General features: G+C 72.1%; 15 protein-coding genes and 1 pseudogene. 6 read left to right on the top strand and 10 right to left on the bottom strand.

Annotation, left to right across the window (positions count from 1 at the left end; genetic code table 11):
- Nucleotides 1-13: 13 nt before the first annotated feature.
- Nucleotides 14-1,429, bottom strand: coding sequence for a 2-hydroxymuconic semialdehyde dehydrogenase (locus tag OG711_RS36515; protein ID WP_218623262.1), 1,416 nt, complete (start codon nucleotides 1,427-1,429; stop codon nucleotides 14-16).
- 195 nt (nucleotides 1,430-1,624) lie between these two features.
- On the opposite strand from OG711_RS36515, the gene OG711_RS36510 reads away from it, so the two are divergent.
- The 4 genes from OG711_RS36510 to OG711_RS36495 all read left to right on the top strand — a co-directional run bounded on the left by OG711_RS36510 (nucleotide 1,625) and on the right by OG711_RS36495 (nucleotide 7,706).
- Nucleotides 1,625-2,572 carry a LysR substrate-binding domain-containing protein gene (locus tag OG711_RS36510; protein WP_073788476.1) on the top strand — a complete coding sequence of 316 codons (948 nt, stop codon included), beginning with the start codon at nucleotides 1,625-1,627 and terminating at the stop codon, nucleotides 2,570-2,572.
- Nucleotides 2,573-2,775: 203 nt separating this feature from the next.
- Entirely contained in the window at nucleotides 2,776-4,041 is a 1,266-nt protein-coding gene (locus tag OG711_RS36505; protein ID WP_329563089.1) for a cation:proton antiporter, read from the top strand.
- A 409-nt stretch (nucleotides 4,042-4,450) separates the two neighbouring features.
- Nucleotides 4,451-6,310, top strand: a complete 1,860-nt coding sequence (locus OG711_RS36500; protein ID WP_329563087.1) for a transketolase — start codon at nucleotides 4,451-4,453, stop codon at nucleotides 6,308-6,310.
- 211 nt (nucleotides 6,311-6,521) lie between these two features.
- On the top strand, nucleotides 6,522-7,706 hold the full coding sequence (locus tag OG711_RS36495) for a phage baseplate protein (RefSeq protein WP_329563084.1): 1,185 nt from the start codon (nucleotides 6,522-6,524) through the stop codon (nucleotides 7,704-7,706).
- A 139-nt stretch (nucleotides 7,707-7,845) separates the two neighbouring features.
- On the opposite strand, the gene OG711_RS36490 is transcribed toward OG711_RS36495, so the two are convergent.
- The 7 genes and pseudogenes from OG711_RS36490 to OG711_RS36460 all read right to left on the bottom strand — a co-directional run bounded on the left by OG711_RS36490 (nucleotide 7,846) and on the right by OG711_RS36460 (nucleotide 14,241).
- A complete protein-coding gene (locus OG711_RS36490; RefSeq protein WP_329563082.1) occupies nucleotides 7,846-8,649 on the bottom strand; it encodes a MerR family transcriptional regulator in 804 nt (267 codons plus the stop codon).
- Nucleotides 8,645-9,179, bottom strand: a pseudogene (locus OG711_RS36485) (VOC family protein); the annotation flags it as partial. The gene OG711_RS36490 and the pseudogene OG711_RS36485, both read right to left, overlap by 5 nt.
- Nucleotides 9,180-9,269: 90 nt before the next feature.
- Entirely contained in the window at nucleotides 9,270-10,838 is a 1,569-nt protein-coding gene (locus OG711_RS36480) for an AAA family ATPase (RefSeq protein ID WP_073788484.1), read from the bottom strand.
- Between the two features lie 212 nt (nucleotides 10,839-11,050).
- The gene (locus OG711_RS36475) at nucleotides 11,051-11,737 is read right to left on the bottom strand and encodes a hypothetical protein (protein ID WP_073788486.1); all 687 of its coding nucleotides are present in this window, start codon (nucleotides 11,735-11,737) and stop codon (nucleotides 11,051-11,053) included.
- Complete coding sequence (locus OG711_RS36470; RefSeq protein WP_073788488.1) at nucleotides 11,734-11,970, bottom strand: hypothetical protein; 237 nt, start codon at nucleotides 11,968-11,970, stop codon at nucleotides 11,734-11,736. Before OG711_RS36470 ends, OG711_RS36475 begins: the two co-directional genes overlap by 4 nt.
- A complete protein-coding gene (locus OG711_RS36465; protein ID WP_329563079.1) occupies nucleotides 11,967-13,748 on the bottom strand; it encodes a hypothetical protein in 1,782 nt (593 codons plus the stop codon). The genes OG711_RS36470 and OG711_RS36465 overlap by 4 nt, the downstream gene beginning before the upstream one ends.
- Nucleotides 13,749-13,782: 34 nt before the next feature.
- Complete coding sequence (locus tag OG711_RS36460; RefSeq protein WP_329563077.1) at nucleotides 13,783-14,241, bottom strand: hypothetical protein; 459 nt, start codon at nucleotides 14,239-14,241, stop codon at nucleotides 13,783-13,785.
- A gap of 227 nt (nucleotides 14,242-14,468) precedes the next feature.
- Here OG711_RS36460 and OG711_RS36455 point away from each other — a divergent pair, with 227 nt between their 5' ends.
- Entirely contained in the window at nucleotides 14,469-16,562 is a 2,094-nt protein-coding gene (locus tag OG711_RS36455) for a caspase family protein (RefSeq protein WP_329563075.1), read from the top strand.
- Nucleotides 16,563-16,737: 175 nt separating this feature from the next.
- Nucleotides 16,738-17,748 (top strand): TerC family protein, encoded by a 1,011-nt coding sequence (locus tag OG711_RS36450; RefSeq protein ID WP_329563073.1) that lies wholly within the window; start codon nucleotides 16,738-16,740, stop codon nucleotides 17,746-17,748.
- Nucleotides 17,749-17,861: 113 nt separating this feature from the next.
- On the opposite strand, the gene OG711_RS36445 is transcribed toward OG711_RS36450, so the two are convergent.
- Together OG711_RS36445 and OG711_RS36440 are read right to left on the bottom strand one after the other, a co-directional pair.
- Nucleotides 17,862-21,980: a CHAT domain-containing protein gene (locus tag OG711_RS36445; protein WP_329563071.1), complete on the bottom strand. Its 4,119-nt coding sequence runs from the start codon at nucleotides 21,978-21,980 to the stop codon at nucleotides 17,862-17,864.
- 18 nt (nucleotides 21,981-21,998) lie between these two features.
- Nucleotides 21,999-22,667: an RES family NAD+ phosphorylase gene (locus OG711_RS36440; protein WP_073788502.1), complete on the bottom strand. Its 669-nt coding sequence runs from the start codon at nucleotides 22,665-22,667 to the stop codon at nucleotides 21,999-22,001.
- Nucleotides 22,668-22,669 lie beyond the last annotated feature (2 nt).

The following is a 22,669-nucleotide window of genomic DNA, read 5'->3' as shown; positions in this document are numbered from 1 at the left end:
TCGTCCCTTGTGCTCACAGCTTCACGCACACATTCATCGGTTCGGAGAAGAAGTCGAGGGAGTGGTCGCCGCCCTCACGGCCGATCCCGGACGCCTTCACGCCGCCGAAGGGCGTACGGAGGTCGCGCAGGTTCCAGGTGTTGACCCAGGCGATGCCGACATCGAGGGCGGGGGCCACGCGGTGCGCGCGGCTCACGTCGCCGGTCCACACCGTGGCGGCCAGCCCGTAGGGGCTCGCGTTGGCGAGGGTCAGCGCCTCCTCCTCGGTGTCGAACGGCGCCAGATGGACGACCGGGCCGAAGATCTCGTCCCGTACCGCCGGGTGGTCCTCGGGCAGTCCGGCGAGCACGGTGGGTTCCACCCAGAAGCCGCCGTCGCGCTCGTCCCCGAAGTGCGGCACCCCGCCGCCCGCGAGGACGTCGCCGTCGGCGGTGGCCCGCGCCAGATGGCCCAGCACCTTGTCCCGGTGGGCGGCGGAGACCATCGGGCCGTAGCCGGACAGTTCCTTCGCGCCGGCGGCCAGCGCCGCCGCGAACTCGTCGAAGACCGGACGCTGCACATACACCCGCTCGGTGCACAGACAGACCTGCCCGCTGTGGGTGAAGGCCGACCGGAGGGTCCCTTCGACGGCCTGTTCCAGATCGGCGTCGGCGAAGACGAGTCCGGCGTTCTTGCCGCCCAGCTCGAAGGAGACCGGCGCCAGCCTGGCCGCCGCCGCCCGCATGATCGCGGTCCCGGTGCTCGACTCACCCGTGAAGGCGATGGCGTCCACCCCGGGGTGTTCGGTGAGCCACTGTCCGGCCGCGTCGGCGCCCGTGCCGTGCACGAGGTTGAAGACGCCCGCCGGGACCTGTGCCTCGGCCATCACCTCGGCCAGCAGACAGGCGGTGCCGGGGGTGAGCTCGGACGGCTTGGCCACCACCGTGTTGCCCGTCGCGAGGGCGGGCGCGACCTTCCAGGTGAGGAGCAGCAGCGGCAGGTTCCACGGGGAGATCACCGCGACGACGCCGAGCGGCTTGTGCACGGTGTAGTTCAGCGCGCCGCGCCCGTCGGGGGTGGTGGTGTGCCAGGACCGCTCGCTCCGCCCGGCCAGGAGGTCCGCGTACGAGCGGAAGTTGGCGACCGCGCGCGGGATGTCGACGGTCGACGCCAGCTCGCGGGGCTTGCCGGTGTCGGCGCACTCGGCGGTGACGAACTCCTCGAAGCGCCGCTCGATCCCGTCCGCGATCCGGTGCAGCAGCCGCGACCGCTCCGCCGGGCTCCACGCGGCCCACGGTCCGCGCAGCGCTTCCCGGGCCGCGCGGACCGCCCGGTCGACCACCTCGCGGGACGCTTGCGGTACCTCGCCGACGGCGCTCCCGGTGACCGGGTCGACGAGCGGGAACGGCACGCCGGACGCGTCGAACCCGCCTCCTACGTAATGCCGCACGGGTGAAGCCACCTTGCAGACCTCCGATACTGGGCCGGGGAATGTCCGAAACTCGCCCCCCGGGGTGTGCCGGTATAGTGCACCCACCCAGCTATGCCGATCCAATGCCGATCGGTGTGAGAGCTATAGCGATCCTGGTATGTCGCGCTCCCCGCGCCGTCACAGGCCGCCCGCCTCCCAGGAAGGAGCCCCCGGATGGACCTCCTGGACGGCCGGCTCAAGTTCCGGCACCTGACCCTGCTCATAGCGGTCAGCGAGCACGGAAGCGTCGTACGGGCGGCCGAATCCCTGCATCTCACCCAGCCCGCCGCGACCCGGACCCTCCATGAGCTGGAGGCCATCGCCGATCTGCCGCTCTTCGTCCGCGTACCGCGCGGGATGCGGCCCACCGTCTACGGCGCGGCACTGGCGGAACACGCCCGCGCGGTGGTCGCCGAGGTGCGCCGGGCCGGGGAGCACCTCACCGGGCTGCGGCAGGGCCAGGACGGCACGGTGACCGTGGGCACGCTGCTGGCCGGCGCGAATGTCCTGCTGCCCCGGGCGGTCGCCGGACTCAAACGGGAACGGCCCCGGCTCACCGTCGTCGTACGCGAGGGCACCCCGGACGTCCTCCACCCCGCGCTGCTGGCGGGCGAGCTGGACGTCATCGTCGGCCGGGTGGGCTCCGCCCCCGCCGAAGGGGACGGACTGCGCCAGCGGATGCTGTACCGGGAGCCCATCCGGCTCGCCGTACGATCCGGCCACCCGCTCCTCGACGCCGAGGGCGTCACACTCACGGACACCCTCGGGTTCCCCTGGATCCTGCCCGTCGAGCAGACCGCCCTGCGTCAGGAACTCGGCGCCCTCTTCGTGGACCGGGGCCTCGCCCTGCCCGCGGACCGCGTCGAATGCACGTCCATCCTCACCATGCGGGCGCTGCTCCTCCAGACGGACATGGTGGCGCTCCTGCCCGAACTGGTACTGCGCGAGGACGAGCACCTCGCCGCGCTGCCCGTCGAACTCCCCTCGGTGGGACGCACGGTGGGCACCACCGAGGCACCCCACCGCACCCGCACCCCCGCCCTCCAGGCGCTGCTCCACCACCTCGACCAGGAGGCGGTCCTGCTGCGCGAGACCCTGGGCGGAACACCGACGGCCGGTTAGGGCCCGTCCCGCGGATCTCGCGGGCGGCGGGCCACGTCACCTGGTGATGCCCCGGGGCGCGGTCCCGTCGTCGGCGAAGATCTGCTCCCGGGCCGCTCGGGTCGCGGCGACGGCGGGCCCCGCGACGGACGGGCCATGATCCTCCGGCGAACGGGCACGTGCTCCCTGGCTCCTGTTGCACGCCCGCTGAGAGGACGAAGCCGTTGACCCCGTCCGACATCGTGTACACGACCCTGGGTCTCGGGGCGCTCGCGGCGGCTGTGCTGCCCCGGCTGCTGCGGCGCAGACCGCTGTCGATGCCGATCGTGTTCCTCGTGATAGGCGCGGTGGCCGCCGCGCTGCCCGTACCGCTGCCGCAGGTCGATCCGGTGGCGGACCGGGTGTGGGTCGAGCATGTCACCGAGGTCTGCGTGATCGTCTCCCTCATGGGCGCGGGACTGGCCATCAACCGGCCCTTCACCCCGCGGTCATGGGCCGGGCCCTGGCGGCTGATCGGGATCACGCTCCCGCTCACCGTCGTCGCGACCGCCATGAGCGCCTGGCTGCTGCTCGGCTGGCCCGTCGCCGCCGCGCTGCTGGCGGGAGCCCTGCTGGCGCCCACCGACCCCGTGCTGGCCGCGGAGGTGCGGGTCGGTGAGCCCACCGACGACGAGAACGACGAGGACGAAGTCCGCTTCGCCCTGACGGCGGAGGCAGGTCTCAACGACGGTCTCGCGTTCCCCTTCGTCCTCGCGGCCGTGGCGCTGGCCGCCGCCGGGGGCGCCTGGTCGCAGGCCGGATGGGGGCGCTGGTTCGTCGTCGACGTCCTCGTCAAGGTCGCCGTCGGGGTGGTCGTCGGTCTCGCCCTGGGGCGTTTGCTGGGGTGGATGTTCTTCCGGGCCGGTGCGTCGGCGCTGCGTCTCTCGGGGCACATGGAGGGCTTCGTCGCCCTCGCGGCGACCTTCCTGTCCTACGGGATCGCCGAACTCGCCCACGGCTACGGCTTCCTCGCCGTCTTCGTCACCGCCTGCACGATCCGGGCCGCCGAACGCGACCACGGCTATCACAAGGTGCTGCACGAGTTCACCGAGCAGATCGAACGTCTGCTCACCGCGGCGCTCCTCGTCCTCCTCGGCGGCTACCTCGTCACCGGTGGGCTGTCCGAACTGACCTGGTGGACCGTCCTCGTCGCACTCGGACTCATCCTGGTCATCCGCCCCGTCACGGGCTGGATCGCACAGCTCGGCCTCCCGGCGGGCCCCCGGGAGAAGGCCGTCACCGCGGTCTTCGGCCTGCGGGGCATCGGCTCCCTCTTCTATCTCTCCTACGCCCTCGGCCACGACGACTTCGCGGGCCTCGCCGACGAGCTGTGGGCGCTGACCGCTCTCACGGTCGCGCTGTCCGTCCTGCTCCACGGGGTGAGCGCGACCCCGGTGATCCGCCGTCTGGACCAGCTGCGCGGGACCCGCCCGGCGGACACCCCGCCCTGAGCCCGGCTCCTCCGAGGGGCCGCGTGGGAACGGGAGCGCGCCGCGGTGACGGGCTCCCGGTGATCGCGCGGGACCGGGGGCCGGTCTCCCCGGGAGCGCTCCGGGCGGATTGTGACGATCCTGGAAGTACGGCCCGGACGGCTGGGTACCCGCATGCGGTCCGGCGGTGTGGAGTGTGCGCGGTTGCCGCGTCGTCCCCGTCAGGGACGGGCCCGGCGGGCCCGCTCCGTACGGGCGGGATACGGGACCGGGCGTGGTCACCGTACGTGACGGGTTCGGTACCAAAGGTCGATACACCGACGGGCCGCCCCGGGTGGAGGGGCCGCCTGTGGACCGGACCGGACGGGATCGGACCGGACGGAATCGGACCGTGCGAACGACGGGAAGCGGGCCGGACGAGAGGAGCGAGATGGAGACCGGGCAACTGGAAGAACTGGGTCAGCAGCTGCGGGTGGACGCGGTCCGCGCGGCGGACGCGGCGGGGTCGGGACACCCCACCTCGTCGATGTCGGCCGCGGACCTCGGCGGCGTGCTGCTGGCGCACCATCTGCGCTACGACTTCGAGCGGCCCGGACATCCGGGCAACGACCGGCTGGTCCTCTCCAAGGGGCACGCCTCTCCGCTGCTGTACGCGCTCTACCGGGCCGCGGGAGTGATCGACGACGCAGAACTCCTCACGTTCCGGCAGGACGGCAGCCCCCTGGAAGGGCACCCCACCCCACGTCTGCCCTGGGTGGACGTGGCCACCGGCTCCCTCGGGCAGGGGCTTCCCGTCGGGGTCGGCATGGCGCTCGCCGGGAAGCGGCTGGACCGGCTGCCGTACCGGGTCTGGGTGCTGTGCGGGGACAGCGAGATGGCCGAGGGGTCCGTCTGGGAAGGCGCCGCGCAGGCGGCGTACGAACGGCTCGACAACCTGACCCTGATCGTGGACGTCAACCGGCTCGGCCAGCGCGGCCCCACCCGGGAGGGCTGGGACCTCGACGCCTACGCCCGCAAGCTGGGTGCCTTCGGCTGGCACACGATCGAGGTCGACGGACACGACGTCGCCGCGATCGACACCGCCTTCCGGGAGGCCGCGGCCACGACGGACCGGCCCACCGCGGTCATCGCCCGCACCCACAAGGGCCGGGGCGTCGCGGAGGTGGAGGACCAGGAGGGCTTCCACGGCAAGCCGCTGCCGCACCCCGAACGGGCCGTCGAGGAACTGGGCGGGACCCGGTCCGTCCGGATCGACGTGGCGAAGCCGTCCGGTACGCCGCCGGCGACCGCCCCGGACCGGACCGGCGGGGACGGGACCACCCCGGACAGGACCGGCCCGGTCGCGGCGCCCCGCTACCGGGCCGGGGACGAGGTCGCCACCCGGGACGCCTTCGGGGCCGCGCTCGCCGCCCTCGGATCGGAGCGGGACGATGTCGTCGCCCTGGACGGCGAGGTCGGTGACTCCACCCGGGCCGACGCGTTCGGCAAGGCCCACCCGGACCGCTACTTCGAGATGTACATCGCCGAACAGCAACTGATCGCCACCGCCGTGGGGATGCGGGCACGCGGCTACCTCCCCTTCGCCACGACGTTCGCCGCGTTCCTCACCCGGGCCCATGACTTCATCCGGATGGCGGCCGTCAGCGGCACCGGCATCCAGCTCTGCGGCTCCCACGCCGGAGTCTCCATCGGCCAGGACGGACCCTCCCAGATGGGTCTCGAAGACCTCGCCATGATGCGCGCGGTCCACGGCTCCACCGTCCTGTACCCGTGCGACGCCAACCAGACCGCCCGTCTCGTCCACCACATGGCCGGGCTGCCCGGCATCGGCTATCTGCGCACCAGCCGCGGAGCCTCCCCCGTCCTGTACGGCCCGGACGAGGACTTCCCGGTCGGCGGGTCCCGGGTGCTGCGGTCGGGCGACGCGGACCAGGTCACCGTCATCGGCGCCGGGGTCACCGTGCACGAGGCCCTGCGCGCCGCCGATCTGCTGGCGGCGGAGGGCATCGCGGTACGGGTGATCGACCTGTACTCGGTGAAACCCGTCGACGGCGGGACCCTTCGGCAGGCGGCGGACGCGACGGGCTGCCTGATGACGGTCGAGGACCACCACCCCGAGGGCGGCATCGGGGACGCGGTCGCCGAGGCCTTCGCCGACGGCCGCCCCGCGCCGAGGCTGATCCGCCTGGCGGTACGGAACATGCCCGCGTCCGCCACGCCCGCGGAACAGCTCCACCACTCCGGTATCGACGCCGCGTCGATCGCCGCCGGTGTGCGGTCGCTGGTATGAGACCGCGGGTGTGAGATCGGCAGTACGAGATCGGCGGTCGCGCAGGCGCCTCGTGCGCTGACCGCCGGACGGAGGGCCCTCACAGGAGACGGGTTCCGGGGGCGAGGCGGGGCGGCGGGCCGACGACCATCGGGACCCATGTACCGCTGTCGATGTCAGTGGTACCAGAAATGAGTCGACGTCCCGTCAATCTCTGTGAAACAAAGAGCATATGAACAACACCTCTCAGTTCAACCGACGCAACTTCCTCAGCTGGAGCGGCGTCGCCGCACTGACCGTCGCCGGGGTCGGCTCGGGTGCCGGCGCCGCGTTCGCGAGCTCGGGCGCGGGCGCGGGCCCAGCCACAGGAGCGAACGCCGTAGGTCTGCCACCTTCAAAGCTGATCAGGGTCGAGGGCAACACCGGTCCCGCCTACTTCCGCGAGGAGACCTTGCGTGAAGGGACCGTGATCCAGTCCATAGGCTTCGACAACGTCAACCGCCGCCTCTACTACGCCCAGGTCATCCAGGGCGGCCGCAAGCTCCCCGGCGAGTCGGCGCCCGTCGCCGGTGACGTCCGTGACCTGCGCGGCGACCTGGCGATCACCGAGTGGACCCTCGGCGCCGACGCGGCGGACGGCAGCGGCACCGGCAGCGTGACGGGCTACATGTACCTGCGCGGCTTCGGGCACGGGGTGAGCTTCGGCGTCGAGCCGTCCGGCAGCAGCACCTACCTGTGGACCGAGGTCGACGCCGTCCAGGACATCGATGACATGACCAGCCGTGGCAAGCGGCTGTGCCGCTTCAAGTTCGCGAGTTCCGCGACACCCCTGGACGCCACCAACGCCTCGCTCCAGAAGTTCACCCCCGTTCCCGGCAGCTCCAACAACACCGCGAGTGTCGACCCGCTCAACAACCGCCTGGTCGTCCGCTACGACGCCGGCGGCATGCGCTACCGCGTCTACGATCTGCCCAAGGCCCGTGCCGGAGACTTCAGCACCCCGCTGGTGGAGGTCGCCGAACCCGCCATCCCGGTCGACGTCAACCGCTACGGCAAGCCGTCGTTCCAGGGGTACGCGGTGGCCGGCAGCTACCTGTACATGCTGCGCGGCAACGCCTACGGCAAGAAGCAGGACCACGACGGCAACGCCGCGACACCGGAGATCGTCATCTCGCCCCCGGGTGAGGGCAACACCTTCCTCGCCTCGGTCGATCTGAACACCGGGCAACTCGTCAAGTCCTTCCACTCCAAGGCCGGCTACACCCTGCCCTTCCGCGAGCCCGAGGGCCTCGCCATCCAGATCCCCAAGATGGCCGACCCCGGTGTGTACCGCCTCTGCATGGGCTTCGCCTCCGGGGTGCAGAGCGGTCAGCGCAAGGCGTCCGTCTACTACAAGGACTCGCTCATCCAGCCCTGACCCCGGATGCGGTGGCCCTGCGATGAGGGGTGACCGCTGATCGTCCGGCCGAAGCCGAGCCGGTCCGGGCGGGGTCCCGTGGCTGCCGAGAGGGGCAGCGGGGGACCTTGTCCGGACCGGGCGACTGGAGGGGGCCGCGCTACTGCCAGGTCGCGGTGTCGGGGTCGATGCCGTGGGCGCGCGCGTCAGCGTCGACGATCCGGCGGAACCACGCGGCGAGCCCGGCGCGGATACCGTCGTAGTGGGCGGCGAACGCGGGATCGGCCTCGTATCTGCGGCCCAGGCAGACCTGCATCCGCCTGGTGAGGGGAAAGTACGAGGCGAACACCTCGCGGTGCCGCTCGACGAGTCGGCCCGCTTCCGGGCTGCCAGGTGCGACACCCCTGTCCATCGCGTCCCCGAGGGCACGGTCGAGGCCGTCCACGGCGTCGGCGACGGCTCGCCATTCCTCAACGCCGCGAGCGGCCGAGCGTTCGGCGAACTGGAGCCATTGCGCCGTGTCTCCGTATTGCTGCCTGGCCTGGGCGGTCCAGTCCGGGTTCCACCGGGAGCCGAAGACCTCGGCCTGCTGTTCGACGGTCAGCAGCGGACCGCCCTCGTGGGCGTCGATCATCCGGTCCAGTCCGGCGCCGAGCCGCTGGAGTCGCTCGATCCGGTCGGCGATCTGGGAACGCTGCGCGCGCAGCGCGCCGGGCACGTCCGTGGCCGGATCGTCCAGGACGGCCCGGATCCGGTCCAGACCGAGACCGATCTCGCGGTAGACGACGATGCGGTGCAGCCGTTCCAGATCACCGGCGGTGTAGAGCCGGTATCCGGCGGCTGTGCGCAGCGACGGTCGTGCCAGACCGATCTCGTCCCAGTGGTGCAGCGCGCGGACCGTCACGTCCAGACGCGTCGAGACCTGGCCGACGGTCAGGCCATCGGCTTCGGTGGCTTCGAGCATGCCGCTCATTGTCACCGCGGCGGCCCGTCCGGTGGGGAGATCCCGATGGCCGCGAGGTTGCGTGCCTCCTGGCTGTCCGGGGCGAAGGGCTTCGCCGCGGTGAAGACGATCCGTGCGTTCTCGGGGGTGATCACGGTGACGTCGCGGGTGTTCCAGGGCGTGTCCCGTGGACCGTCGACCGAGTCCGGGCGCAACGCGCGGCATGCCTCGACCAGGGGATCGACCTGGCTGAGCACTCCCGAGAAGCTGTAGCTCATCGCCGGTGCCTGGTCCGCGACCTCCGCCGCCGGGACGAGGAGTACGTCCTGGAACGCCCACCGGCGCAGATGCACCAGTGTGCCGGGGATGCTGAACAGCTCGAAGAACCCGAGGCCGCGAACCCAGAAGTCCACCGACTCCGCCAGATCGCTGGTGGGGATCGTCACGAACGCGGGCATTCCGTAGATGCCACGGAACAACTCCGGCGGAACGGCGTCCGGGCCGGGAGCGGGCACGGGACTCGTCTCGAACGCGTTGTAGTAATCGCTCATGCACCACACTCTTCAGCCTCACGCGACGTGAGGGTCAAGCCCCACCCGTCCGGCGGCACCGCCGCTCCCCCCGCCGCGTACCGGTCCGGTTCAGTCACCCATCAGAAGGATGCGGCGGCCCGGGGTCGTGGCTCCCGGGGCCGAGGAGAGGGACGAGCGTCCGGCGGGTACCGCGCGCTCCCGGCCCCAGGCGCGGATCTCCTCGATCCGCTCCGGGTTGACCCTGATCATCGGAACCGTGTTGGCGAAGGTGTCCTGTACGAAGGACGGCCTCAGGTTCTCCACGCCGCCGTCCAGCAGCGCCTCGGCGCCGACGTCGTGCAGGGCGGATTCGATGTCGGAACCGGCGAAGCCCTCGGACAGATCGACCAGCCGGTCCAGTTCGGCGGGCTCCGGGTCCTTGCCCAGATAGCGGCCGAAGTACAGCGTGATGATCTCCTTGCGGTCCTCGGGGTCGGGCAGGTCCACGAAGAACAGCTCGTCGAAGCGGCCTTTGCGCAGCAGCTCGGGCGGCAGACTGCGCACATCGTTGGCGGTCGCCACGACGAACGACCGCGACTGCGACTCCTGGAGCCAGAACAGGAAGTGGCCGATGACCCGCTGGCCCACCCCTGTCACCTCTCCGGCGCCACCGGCCAGTCCCTTCTCGATCTCGTCGATCCACAGCACACACGGCGCCACCCGGTCGGCGGTCTCCAGCGCGGCCCGCATATTGCCCTCGGACTCGCCCCAGTACTTTCCGTGGATGCTCGCCATGTCCAGCCGGTAGAGGGGGAGCTGCCACTCCTGCGCGACCGCCTTGGCCGACAACGACTTGCCGCAGCCGGGCACCCCCACCAGCAGTACCCCGCGTGGCGGGCGCAGATGGGAATGGCGCAGATCGGAGTGGATCAGCTGGTTCCGCCGCCGCAGCCAGGTCCGGAGGCTGGTCAGCCCGCCGACCTGGTAGTCGGCGTCCTTGAGGTGGATGCGTTCGAGCCCGGTGATGTCGCTGAAGATCCGGTCCTTCGCCTGGGCCAGGGCGAGTACGTCCTCCTTCTTCACGGAGCCCTTCGCCGCGACGGTGGCCATGAGGTTGACGCACTCGGACTCGGTGGCGCCCGAGAGGAACTCGGCGGCGCGACGGGCGTCGTCCTCGTCCCACTCGATGGGGAAGCGGCCCCGGTGGTCGGTGAGGAAGCCGCTGAGGATTCCGTACATCTCCTCCGCGTCGGGCAGATCGAGCATCAGTCCCATCCCCAGCCGCTGGAGCCCGCTCCACACCGGGGTGTCGGACACCAGGACCACGCTGCCCATGTTGTTCTCCGCGAGCCGCGCCAGTTCGGCGATATGGCGGACCGCCGGTGTGTCCGAGGCGACATCGTGCGGGTCGACGAGGATCACGGTGGCGTTGGCCCGTGCGGCGAACTGGGAGGCGGCGAACTCCATGGCGCCGGTCAGCGACCGGTCGTCGTGGACGGCCGCGTGGGTGCGGAGGTCCCGCAGCCCGGTCGCCCTGGTGTAGATCCAGAACGGCATCCCGCTGCGGCTCGGCCGCCCCGCCGCCTCGCGGAGCAGCCGCAGGGCGCGCTGCTGCTCGATGGTGCGGAGCGCGATGACGGGTACCCGGGCGGAGACATAGCTGTCGAGGTGACGCAGGCTGTCGGCGTAGTTCGGCATACCGGCCTTCGGAGGGTGAGGGAAAGGAAAGGGGAGAGTGCGGCGCGCCGCCCGGCGGGGCGCGTGCGTGGAGTTGTCGTCCCGTGCGCGGGAAAGCCGTCCGGTGCGCGGGATCGTCGTCCCGTGGGCCGGGTTGTCGTCCCGTGCGCGGAAGGCGCTCCCGTGCGCGGGTGGCGGCATCCAATGCGTGGGAGTCGCCGGGACGTTGCCGGTCAGTCGGGCACGATGCGGCGCTTCGGTGCGGTGGCCGGGGCCGTCGACCAGTGGTCCGCGGGGGGATCACCGGCCGCGGGCGGGGAGGGTCGCGCGACTCCGGTTGTCCGTGCCGGTTCCCGTCCGTCTCCGCTGCGGGGGAACCGCAGGCGGCGGCGGAGCCGTGCGAACGGGGCCGGCGGTTCGGCGGGCGGGTCCGGCGGGGCGTCGAGGACCGAGGTGAACGCGTTGTCGCGCAGGGTCCGCAGCCGTTGGTCCACCCAGTGCGGATCGGTCCCGGAGCGGGCGAGTTCGCTGACCGCGTGCTCCATCTGGGTTTGAAGTGAGCGGATGTGCTGGTCCATCAGTTCGCCCAGCCGGGTGCGCAGGTCGTCGGGCAACCCGGGGTGGTCCGCCAGATCGCGGAGGGACCGCAGCCCGACTCTGGCCTGGGTGAGTTCCCGCCCGGCGGAGAACTCGTCGGGGGCTTCCCCGAAGGCGAGGGCGAACCGGCGTGACCATTCCGTGAGCCGTGTGTCGAGGGCGTCCAGGACATGGCGGGTGAGCCGTTCCCAGGTGTCCGCGTCGAACTGGTCGCGCTTCAGCCGGGGCAGTGCCGCCAGGTCGGCGGGCTCGTGCCGCGCCCAGGCGTGCAGTGCCCGCGTCCAGGACGCGTAGGGCCCTCCGTCGCCCCAGAACCCGCTCACGTCCCCTCCCCTGTGCCGGGCCGGCGCAGCAGGATCTCGCCGGGTGGCGTCGGTTCCCAGTCCGGCAGCCCCTCGACCACGCGGCGCCGCCGCTGGGTGGGACGGTCGCCCGGCCGGCGGGCGGCGGTGGGCGTCGCCCACGGGACGCCGCCCTGCGGGCCCGGTCCGGCCCATGGCGGCTGCCGGTCGGCACCGTCATCGTGTGCCGCCGTCGTCGCGTCGTCGCTCGTCATGCCGGTGTGCCCTCTCCCTGGACGGAACGTCCCCCGAACGGTGACCCGTTGTCCGTCGTGGTCCCGAGCGAGGCGATCAGTTCGGCGCAGGCCGTCTCCACCTCGTCGGCCTTCTTGAATCCCGTGTACCAGTCGGCCAGTTCGGCCGCGGCGGCGCGCAGCCGGAGCAGCGATTCGGCCGTGGCCTGTCCGAGCAGTGCCCGGGCCTGCTGCTGGAGTCGCGCGGCGGCCCGCGAGCGCTGACGTATCCGCAGTCCCCATCCCAGGCCGACGACGGCCCCGCAGGCGAGGGCGGCGAGGACACTGACCAGGCTCACGCCCAGCATCACGGCGGCGACCACGGCCACCGCGGGCACGGACTTCCGCAGCAGCGGGTAGCCGAGTGAATCGATGTAGGCCGCGCTGTGGCGGCCCCAGTGAGCGGTGAGCGACTGCTCCAGTTCCGCCAGCGGCCTGAGGAACGAACCGGTCCACAGGGGCAGTCTGAAGTTCTGCGCGCCGACGGTGTGGTCCGTGTTGAACCGGATCTGCACATCCTGCGGGACGGCGGCCCGGTAGTCCCGGGTGAACTGGGTGTGGGCCCGGAAGAGCCATTCCCGGCAGGCGCCGACGGCCAGCTTCCTCGTTCCCTCCGAGACGCCGATCGCCGCGGGGCTGAGCGCGGCGGTCGTCTGGAGCGTCAGGAGGTCCAGGGTGATGTCGTAGGAGGCCTCGTCGGCCTTGACCGCGGCATCGGCGGCGGCTGTGTCGCCCCGGTGGGTGACGACGGCCCGGTGGAGGGCGAGTTCCCGGCGCAGCGGAAGCTCTTCGTCGTCGTACTCCGACACGAGCAGGTCGAGGAGGTCGTCGACGGTGTCCTCCAGACGCGCCGCGAGCGCGGCCTCGTGGCCGAGGATGCTTCGGTACTTGTCGAGGAACAGTTGCTGGGTGCGCGCCCAGGACAGTACCCCGTCGAGGATGCTCCACTGCGGGGAGAACGCCGCCAGCTGGGGGAACTCCCGGGCCGCGGACGGTGCCCGCAGCGAGTCGACCTCCGCGCGCCAGCGCCGGGTCTGCGCGTCCTGCGTCTCCCGGTACTCGACCTCGTCCGCCATCATCGCGTTCCACCGGGTCAGCACCCCGGCGAGCACATCGCGGCCCGCGGCCCCGAAGGCCCCGTGGGCGACCGCCTCCAGGATGACGGTGAACTCCCGGCCCAGCGCCTGCGGATCCTGTGCCTGAAGGTAGTGCCGCAGCCAGCGCACCGATCCGTCGGCGCGGTCCTGGCGGCGGAGCACCAGCGCGAAGAAGAGCGAGGTGCGGTCCGGCGAGCGGCGGTACGCCTCCTCGACACCGCGCTCGCACAGCCGCGAGTCGTCCGCCGACCAGGAGGCCAGGGCGACGAGGGCGGGTGCGAGCCAGTAGCGCGGGGTCTGGATCATCAGCTGTTCGCTGACGGAACGTACGGTGTCCTCGGTCACCAGACCGACGTCGAAGGCCTGGAGGATGCCGGTCGCCGTGCGTCTGACCTGCTTGTAGTGGCCGAACTCATGGTCGACCTGGTCCTGGACGACGCCGATCCGGGTCTCCGCCCGCTGGATCCGGGCGTTCAGCTCGGCCGTGTGTACGTACTCCTTGAAGTCGTCCCGCAGTTGCTGGAGTTCACTGCGGGCCGCCTCCTGGCCGGCCCGGACGTTCTCGACCTGTCCCGCCACGATGTTGACGTGCTCGCGCAGCGCGTTGACCTGTGCGTCGACCTGCCGCACTTGGTGGCGGAGGGTGTAGTCGACGTCGTTCATACGGATTCTCCGATCATGCGTGTGCCCTGGTCCGTCAGGGACGGACGACGCTGCCGTCCTTGAGTACCGGTATGGCCAGTCCGTCGCTGTGGATCTCGATGTACGCGTAGGCCTCGGAACGGGCCAGCATCCGGGCGGCGGCGTAGGGCTCGGGGACCGTGTCGGCGGGTGCGAAGTGCCGCACGACCGCGTGGTCGAGATCCAGTTGGTGATCGACGAACGGCGGGCCGAGATAGCAGTGGGCGAGGAAGCCGAGCGGCACGCCGCCGTGGGCGGAGGCGTACTCCTGACGGATGCCGTCGATGACGCGGCGGGCCTGTGCCTCGTCGATCCCGCTGTCGAGCGCTGCCATGGCGTCGCGCAGCAGGCGTGAGCGCGGCAGGAAGCCGCCGTGCGGGGTGGCCTGCCCCGACTGCGGTGCCCCGTGCAGGGCGCTCGGTACCTCCGGTGCCCCGACGGTGTCGAGTCGTCGGCGTCGCTCCACGAATCCCATGTGTGTCCCCCGTCTCGTCCCGGACCGCGTGGTCACGGCGCGGGCCGGTCGTGCGGCCGTCGTCGGCCGGGCCCGCGGATCGGAACCGTAGGATAGTGAGCCCGGTTCCATCGTGCCGCCGGATCGGCGCATCACGGTACGTCCACCCTATATGCGCCCAGGACAGGGCCAGTTGACGCCCAAGGGTGCGCCGCTCGTCGGGCGGGAGGGCTGACAGACTCTCCGGTATGACGACGATTCATTCCCTCCTGGTGGGCATCGACGACTACCCGGCGGGGGTGGCAACGCGGTTGGGCGGATGTCTCAACGACATCGCCGGGGTCCGTCGTCTGCTGGCGGGGCGGGTGCCGGTGCCGGGCCCGCGGGTGCTGCTCGACCGGGAGGCGACCGTCGAAGCGGTCGAGCACGGCATCCGCGAGGGGCTGGGTGAAGCGGGTCCCGGGGACACCGCGTTGTTCTGGTTCTCCGGGCACGGCACCGAGGCGCGGGCCCACGGGGCGGATCTGCTGATCGAGGCGACGGGACACAACCAGGCCCTGGTCTGCGCGGACGGTCCGCTGCCGGACAAACGGCTGCGGGCACTGCTCGACGGGGTCGCCGCACGCGGCGCCCATGTGGTGGCGGTCCTCGACTGCTGCTTCGCCGGCGGGGCGACCCGTGACACGGGGCTGACGGCCCGGTTCGCGCCCGCGCGGGACGAATGGGCCTCTGCGGCATCCGTGTCGGCGCGCGAGGCGGTCCCGTCCCGTCCGGCCGGGCCGCCGGGCCGGGGTGAGGTGCTGCTGCTGGCGGCGAGCCGCGCGTACCAGCCGGCGCACGAGGCCTTCTTCGACGGGCGTCGGCACGGGGTGTTCACACACGCGGTGCTCGGCGTGGTCCGGGAGGCGCCGCCGGGCCTCACCTACCGGGAGGTACTGTCCGCCGCCGACGCCCGGGTGCAGTGTTCGGGTGGCCTCCAGCAGCCGGTCCTCTTTCCCCCCGGGCCGGGCGGGGTGGCCGATCTGCCGTTCCTGACGGACGGCGTCGCGAGGGCGGACGGCGCGCATCTGCTGCGCCACGGGGCGGCGGGCTGGGAGGTCGACTGCGGGGCCGGGCACGGGCTGGGCGAGGGTGCCGCGGCGGGGGCCGCCGCAGCGGAGTTCGCCGTGGTGGATCGCGCCGTGGTGGACGGGGGTCCGGCGGAGGCGGAGCGGTCGGGGCCGGACGCGGCGACGGGGGACGTGCCCGCCGGGCCCGGGCCAACCCGCACCGGGGGCGGCCCGGCGTCGGGGAACTCCCGACCCGGCAGGCTCCTCACCGCGCGTACGGTGCTGGCGGACCGTACCCTGGTCGATCCGGTGGGCTGGGCCCCGGCTCCCGGGCAGGTCTACCCGGTGGCCCTCACCGCGCTGAACCTGCCCGCCGCGACGGTCACCGTCGTCCCGGCGGACGCCCCGGCCTCGGGTCCACCGGGCGGCTTCGAAGACGCCCTGGCACGGGCGCTCGCCACGGCCGGGCCCGGCGGTGGCCCCTCACCGCTCCTGCGGTCGGTCCCCGACCCCCGGGACGCGGGCGATCTGCACTTCAGCCTGGAGGTACGGGGAAGCGCCGTACATGTCCTGCGCCGCGACGGCAGCCGTTTCGTCGCTCCGTTGCCGCTGTCCGCGCCCGGGGACGTACGGCGGATCGTCGACTGTCTGACCCATCTGACGCGCTGGCACCGGCTCCGGGACCTGACGCCACGCCCCTCGCCGCTCGACGGGCTGGTACGGGTCGAGGTCGGCCCTTGGGGAGCACCGTCCGACCGGCTCCTCGTCCCGGACGGCAGCGGGGAGATCGTCTGCGCGTACACGCCGCCGGCCGCCGACCGTGGTGACGCGCCACAGCCACCGCTGCTGTCCGTACGGCTGCACAACCGCTCACCGGACCGGACCCTGTGGTGTCTGCTGCTCGACCTGACGGACGGATACGCCGGCCATTCGACGCTCTACCCGGGGCACTTCATCGCCCCGGGGCACACCGGGCACGCCCTGGACGGGGAGCCCGTACGGTTCTCCCTGCCCGTGGGCCGCCCTCCGGTGCCGGGGGCGGAGGCGCGGGACTGGCTCAAGCTGATCGTCGCCGAGTGCGAGCTCAACACGGTGCCGTTCCATCTCCCGGCCTGGGCAGCCGGGTCGGCGGGCTCCCGGATGTCCGCCCCGGACGGCCGTGACGGTGTCCTGCGCTTCTCGCAGGCCCCGCCGCAGCCGGGTACGAGGGACCTGACGGCGGTCAACACCCGGCCGTACGGCCACTGGACGACACGTACTCTCGCGATGCGCACCGTCGTGCCGACTCCCTGACACCGGCCGGCGATCGCGGCTTGCGTGCTCACCCGCGCCCCATGACCGTGCGACGGCGGCCGTCAATGGCCCTTGAAATCGGGTGCTTCGCACGCCGGTTTACTCCCGCCATACCAACTCTTGGCCTACCCAGTACTGTTGTCGGTTCGCGCTACAGCTACGGGAGGGAACAGAGTTGGACGCCTCGATGACCATGTGGGTAATCACAGTCGCCACACTGCTGATACTCATCGCGGCCGATTTCTTCATCGGCGGGCGCAAACCACACGAAGTCTCGATGAAGGAGGCGGGCACCTGGTCGATCGTCTGGCTCGCCCTCGCCGTGCTCTTCGGTACCGGACTGGCCGTCCTGGGTCACGGACAGGCGTCCGGTGAGTTCTTCGCGGGCTACATCACCGAGAAATCGCTCAGCGTCGACAATCTGTTCGTGTTCGTGCTGATCATGGCGAAGTTCTCGGTCCCCACGATCTATCAGCAGCGCGTGCTGATGATCGGCGTGCTGCTCGCGCTGGCGCTGCGCGCGGTCTTCATCGCCCTGGGCGCCGCCGCGATCAACCAGTTCGCCTGGGTCTTCTACGTCTTCGGCGCCTTCCTCATCTACACCGCCTGGAAGTTCATCCAGGAGGCGCGCACGGACGAGGACGACGACGACTGGGAGGAGGGCCGTCTGCTCAAGGCTGTTCAGCGACGGGTACCTTCCACCTCCGAGTGGCACGGCACGCGGATGTTCGTCCGCGAGAACGGCAAGAAGCTCGCCACGCCGATGCTGATCGTCATGGTGGCGATCGGTCTCACGGATCTGCTCTTCGCGGTGGACTCCATCCCGGCGATCTTCGGCCTGACCCAGGATCCGTACATCGTGTTCACGGCGAACGCCTTCGCACTGATGGGCCTGCGGCAGCTGTACTTCCTCATCGTCGGGCTGCTGAAGAAGCTGGTCCACCTGTCGTACGGGCTGTCGGCCATCCTCGGTTTCATCGGCGTGAAGCTGGTCCTGCACGGTGTCCACGAGACGACGAGCCTGCATGTGCCGGAGATCTCCACCCCGGTCTCCCTGGCCGTCATCGGCGGTGTGCTGGCCATCACCACGGTCACCAGCGTGATGGCGTCGAGGAAGGCGGACACGAAGAGTCCCGGCACCGCCGACCAGCGGGAACCGGCCGGGAACACGGACACCCAAGGCTGAGCCCCGGGGCGCTCGCGAAGTCGGGGCGGCCCTGTGGATGTGCGGGCCACGAGGGTGTGACGACGTTCGCCTCCGTGACATGGTCAACCGGGCGAACGTCGCCTGATGCGCCGTCAGCGGCCGAGGTGCGTGAACCCCGCCCACGCGCTCAGGTCGTCCGGATCGACCCGCGCCGCCCGCGCGGCCAGCTCATCGGGGAGGCTGCCGGGCGGCTGCCGGTCCAGCCCCAGCATCCACAGCTGGGCCCGTCGCAACGCCCTTGCCGGAGGCTCCTGTTCACGGCTGAGGAAGTAGTGGGTCAGGAGCATCAGCACCGAGGTCGCCTCGTCCGGGACCGGCCACAGGGAGCCCACCACCGAGCGGGCGCCCGCCACCAGGAACGCGGTCGCCAGCGTGAACGCCTCGTTGTCCCCGTGCCCCGAGACATTGCTGCGGCACGCGGCCAGCAGCACCAGGGCGGGACCGGCGGAGCCCGTGCCGCCTCCCGCCGCGGTGAGGTCCTCGGCGAACAGGTCGCCGCCGTGCAGGGAGAGCCCCGCGCTGCGCCGGGCGTTGTCGGTGACCGAGGCATGGCAAGCCAGATGCAGTACCCCGTCCCGGCTGCCGCTCCCCCGCAGCCAGTCGAGCACCTCGTCCGGCGTCCCGGCACCGTCCGCCGCCCCGCCGCGACGCCGCCCCACGAACGTCCCGTCCGGGTAGAACAGTCGCTGGACGGCGTCCGCCTCCTCCCCCGCGTACACCAGGTCCCCGGTCGGGTCACCGACGACCAGGGCGTCTCCCGCCCGTGCGGCGGCGGGTCGGGCGGCGACCTCGCAGAGCAGCCGGGCCGACGCGGCGTACGAGAGGTCCGCGTCCTGAAGCGCGTAGCGGCGGCGGCCCCCGGCGGCCGGGCGGTACGCGGCGTGCCAGGGGACGAGCCCGAGCCTTCCCATCGGGACGAGGACGAGCCTCGGGACGCGGTCCGGGCGGCCGGGTGCGCTGAAGGCGTCGAGCAGCGGTCTCATGGCGGCGTACCACGCCCAGCCGCACAACCGGTCGAGCTGCCGCCGCAGTTCGGGACCGCCGGGTGGCCGGCCGGCCGCAGGGCCGGGGCCGCCCGGCGCACCGGGCACCGGTCCCAGGTCCCGGCCGCCACCGGGGACCGGGGTGTACTGCGCGAGCGGACCGGCCTGTTCGTCGAGTGCGGGCAGCGGCAGGACGTGCGTCTCACCGCCGGCGGTGACCACGACGGCCGAGCCGCTTCCCTCGTCCGACGTGGGCACCAGGTAGACCAGCGCGTCCCGGCCGAGGGTGCGCAGCGCTTCGGCGACGGCGGCGATACCGGGCGGATCGAGGAGCCGGTCACCGGAGTCGGTCGCGTCCGCCCGCAGCGCGGTGAGCACGCGGCGGCGCAGCGCGCTGGGGATGTCCCCCTCGCCGCCGCTTCGGAACGCGCCCGTGCCGCCCGCCCCGGTTCCGGCCGCGCGCCACTCGTCGGCCAGTTCGCCGAGACCGGCGGCGGCCAGCCGCTGCGGCACGGTCCTGGAGGTGGTGGCGGCGTGCAGGGCGAGTCCCCGGCAGGCTTCCAGCGCTTCGACGGCGGATTCGAGGGCGCCTTCCCGCAGTGCCCACGAGGCGACTTCGAGTGCTTCGGCGGTGGCCTCGGCGACGGCCTCGGCGGCATGGACCGTGGCGGACTGGAGGAGCGCGGCCCAGGCGTAACCGCGCAGCCCGTCGAGGCCCAGGGCCAGGGCCCTGTGCCGGTCCTGGGCAGCCGTGCGAGGCCGGCGGGAGGCCCGCTCCCGGTAGGCGCGGGCCAGCCCGAGCGCGGCGGAGGGCCGCAGCCGGTGCTCGGGCCCGCCGGTGGCCGCGTGGCACTCCTCGTAGAGGCCGATCGCCAGCTCCAGGTGCTCGTCCCGCTCGGCGGGGACGCGGAGCAGACGGGCCAGGGCGTCGTGGGCGGCGGCCAGGAGACCGGTGTACCGCAGGTACGACGGCGGATCGGACCGGGACAGCTCACGTGCCTCCTCGATCAGCTCCCGCGCCTCGGCGAGCGCCTCCACGTCCTCGTCCCGCACGGCGAAGGCCATTCGGCCCACAGCGCTGTCGCCCAGGATCCAGGCACGGTGACCGGGAGGGAAGGAGAGAGTGGACCGGCGGAGTTCCTCGACGGTGGGCGGGTCGGGCAGCGTCGAGGGCGCGGCGCCGAGGCGCAAGGCGAGTCCCTCACGTCTCAGGATCATGCCGGTGAGATGCACCCAGATCTCCGCCCGGGCGGGATCGTCCGGTGCCAGCCCGGCACGGATGGCGGCGGTCCGCGCGACGCACCGGTCCACCGCCGGGAGGTCCGCGCGCCGAACCGCTTCCCGCACCTGGAGGTACAGGTGCCCGGTCTCGATCAGCGTCGCCAGGTGCGGTGGCAGAGCGCGGTTGTCCAGCAGTCTCCGATGGATCTCGCCCACCGCCTCCAGGTCGTCGGCGGAGCCGTCCTCCTGACCCCGGTGCAGCCGGGCCACCAGACCGATGAGCTCGTCCGTGTAGTTGTCCGCTTCGCCGGAGGCCGGTCCGCCCAGCCCGGCCAGCTCCAGATGGGCGACGACCTCGTCCATCCCCCGCCCACGGCCCCGCCGCTCGTACTGGAGCAGCACGAAGCCCACGATCCGGTGTGCGTAGCGCTGCCAGACAGGGTCGTCCTTGTCCGTCTCCAGGATCGCCTCGATGAGCGTGTCGCGCTGCTCCTCGCTGACCATGGCCGCGTCAGGGTCCGCGATGAGCGCCGCGTTCAGCAGTTGCGCCGCGGCTTGCGCGCGGTCCCGGCCGCCCTGCTCCATCTCGCACCAGGACGCGTAGAGCAGGGCGAAGTCGTCTTCCCTGCGCTGCTGTCCCAGCAGTCCCGCGAACATCCCGGGAAGGTCGGGGTGCGCGTCGCCGAAGAACGGGCGGGCCGTCCCGTTCTCGGCCTTCTCCGCCCATTCGGCCATGAGAGCTCTGGCCCGCTCGTCGCTGAGGGCGCCGATGGCCGTCTCGTCCTGCGGCGTCAGCTGTCCGCGGTGCTCCAGCATCGTCCGGGCCCAGACCTGGAGCTGTTCCGCCAGGTCGGCCGTCTCAGGGTCCTCCGGCTCCTCCGCCAGTGCCAGGGTCGCCGCGCGTCCCGTCTCCCTGGCCCGTTCCGGGTCCTGGTCGTGGTAGTAGCGGATCTGCTGGAAGGCGGCCAGCACCAACAGCCGCTGGGGCTTGGCCGGATCACGGCCGGGTGGCGTCTCCCGTACCAGCCGCCGCACCATGGCTATGGCCCGGTCCTGTTGCTCCCCGTCGGTTTCCCTGCCCGCTCTTTCGAAGAGCACGCTCGCGAAGGCGTGCAGGAAGAAGGGTTCCAGCCGGTCCTCCGTGCCGGGCTCCGCCAGCAGCCTGCCCACGTGCGCCATCGCGGCCTCGCCGTGCGTGTGGTCCTTCCAGATCAGATAGACGCAGCAGTGCACGGCGGCGATCCGGATCTCCGCTTCCCAGGCCCATGTCCCGGTGTCCGCTCCGGTGTCCCGGGCCAGGGCGAACGCTTTCTCCAACGCCTGCTGCGCCGCTTCCAGTTCGGCGCGGTCCTGGGCGGTCGATCCGGCCGCGAACAGGGCGAGGCCCAGTCCGTACCAGCTGAGGGCCAGTTCCTCCGTCGGCGGTGGCATGCTCAGCGCGGCCCGGTAGTGGGTGACCGCGCTCCGCGCCGCCCTGACATCGGCCGTCATCCGGTGACGTTCCAGGAAGAGACAGCCCTGGCCCTGGTGGAGTGCGAGCAGGGTGCCGGGCTCACTGGACGGGTCCTCCTGCGGGGTCCGCGCCCATGGTTCGGCCTCGGTGTGCCGCCGGAGCGCTTCGTCGAGCAGCGCCGTGCGTTCCTCGACGCTCCTCCCCCGGCCCGCCTCGTAGCGGAGCCGTGCGACGTTCGCCAGCAGGAGGTGTGCGACCGTACGGGCCCCGTCCTGTTCCCCGTCGTCGTCCGGGAGTGCGTCGAGGCCCTCGCTGAGCAGGTTCCAGGTGTGGCGCAGCAGCGGTGCCGTGGGCTGTTCGTCGTACTGGAAGCAGCGCAGATGGCCGAACATGACGCGCCACACGGGCCAGGGCCCGTCGTCGCCCGGTTCCTCGAAGGCCTCCTCGAACTCCTCGGTCGCCCGGACGAGCAGCGCGGGGTCGAAGGTCTCGCAGTAGCTCCGGTACGCGGTTTCCGCGGCCGTGGCGTGGGCGATCGCGTTCTCTTGGGACATGGGGGCGCCTCCCGGCTTTCAGGGACGGCCGTCGGCCGGGGGGAGTTGGACATGGTAGGGCTGGAGCACGGAGTTGAGCCACTGCTCGCCGTGCGGTGTACCGAAGTCCACCGGGTCACCGGCCGCCGCCTTCAGCACGTCCGGCGGGCAGCGGTCCTCGAAGAGGATCACCGTGCGCTCACCGGGTTCCCGCTTCGAGGACCAGAGCAGCCCTTGGGCACCGGGGCCGGTGTGGTGGCGGATCCAGTGGGCCCAGTCGCGGGTGTACGGGTACTCGTGGGCCTCCGTCTGGACGAGCCAGCTGTCCTGGTGGACGGCTGCCAGGTCCTGGGCCGTGGTCAGGGAGATCAGGGTGACATCGGTGGTCAGCAGCAGGGTGGAGAGCCGTCGGCCCGCGACCGCGACACGGGGGACGAGCCGCGGAGCGCCCGACGGGTCGAACGGTATGCCGCGCAGCAGGGTCTCGCAGACGGCGGTGGCCGCCGCGAGCCCCGCGTAGAGGTATCCGTACCGGTCGCAGGCGGTGGAGTCGAAGCGCCCGCCCCCGTACAGACAGTGCGCGGGGACCGGGTTGAAGCCCTCCGGGGCCCGGTGTGCGGCGTGCACCCGGTACAGCCGCGTACCGGCGGCCAGCTGGACCTCGGTGGGGGCCCCGGACAAGCCGGCGGGCGGGCGGTATCTCGGCACGG

This window comes from Streptomyces uncialis (assembly GCF_036250755.1).
Taxonomy (GTDB): domain Bacteria; phylum Actinomycetota; class Actinomycetes; order Streptomycetales; family Streptomycetaceae; genus Streptomyces; species Streptomyces uncialis.
The sequence above is the reverse complement of the archived record's forward strand: the minus strand, read 5'-3'. Positions and strand labels throughout refer to the sequence as shown.

Excerpts from the sequence above, each read along its gene's own strand:
- OG711_RS36510 (WP_073788476.1), top strand. The coding sequence starts at position 1,625 with ATGGACCTCCTGGACGGCCGGCTCAAGTTCCGGCACCTGACCCTGCTC.
- OG711_RS36500 (WP_329563087.1), top strand. The coding sequence starts at position 4,451 with ATGGAGACCGGGCAACTGGAAGAACTGGGTCAGCAGCTGCGGGTGGAC.
- OG711_RS36495 (WP_329563084.1), top strand. The coding sequence starts at position 6,522 with ATGAACAACACCTCTCAGTTCAACCGACGCAACTTCCTCAGCTGGAGC.
- OG711_RS36490 (WP_329563082.1), bottom strand. The coding sequence starts at position 8,649 with ATGCTCGAAGCCACCGAAGCCGATGGCCTGACCGTCGGCCAGGTCTCG.
- OG711_RS36480 (WP_073788484.1), bottom strand. The coding sequence starts at position 10,838 with ATGCCGAACTACGCCGACAGCCTGCGTCACCTCGACAGCTATGTCTCC.
- OG711_RS36470 (WP_073788488.1), bottom strand. The coding sequence starts at position 11,970 with ATGACGAGCGACGACGCGACGACGGCGGCACACGATGACGGTGCCGAC.
- OG711_RS36465 (WP_329563079.1), bottom strand. The coding sequence starts at position 13,748 with ATGAACGACGTCGACTACACCCTCCGCCACCAAGTGCGGCAGGTCGAC.
- OG711_RS36460 (WP_329563077.1), bottom strand. The coding sequence starts at position 14,241 with ATGGGATTCGTGGAGCGACGCCGACGACTCGACACCGTCGGGGCACCG.
- OG711_RS36455 (WP_329563075.1), top strand. The coding sequence starts at position 14,469 with ATGACGACGATTCATTCCCTCCTGGTGGGCATCGACGACTACCCGGCG.
- OG711_RS36445 (WP_329563071.1), bottom strand. The coding sequence starts at position 21,980 with ATGTCCCAAGAGAACGCGATCGCCCACGCCACGGCCGCGGAAACCGCG.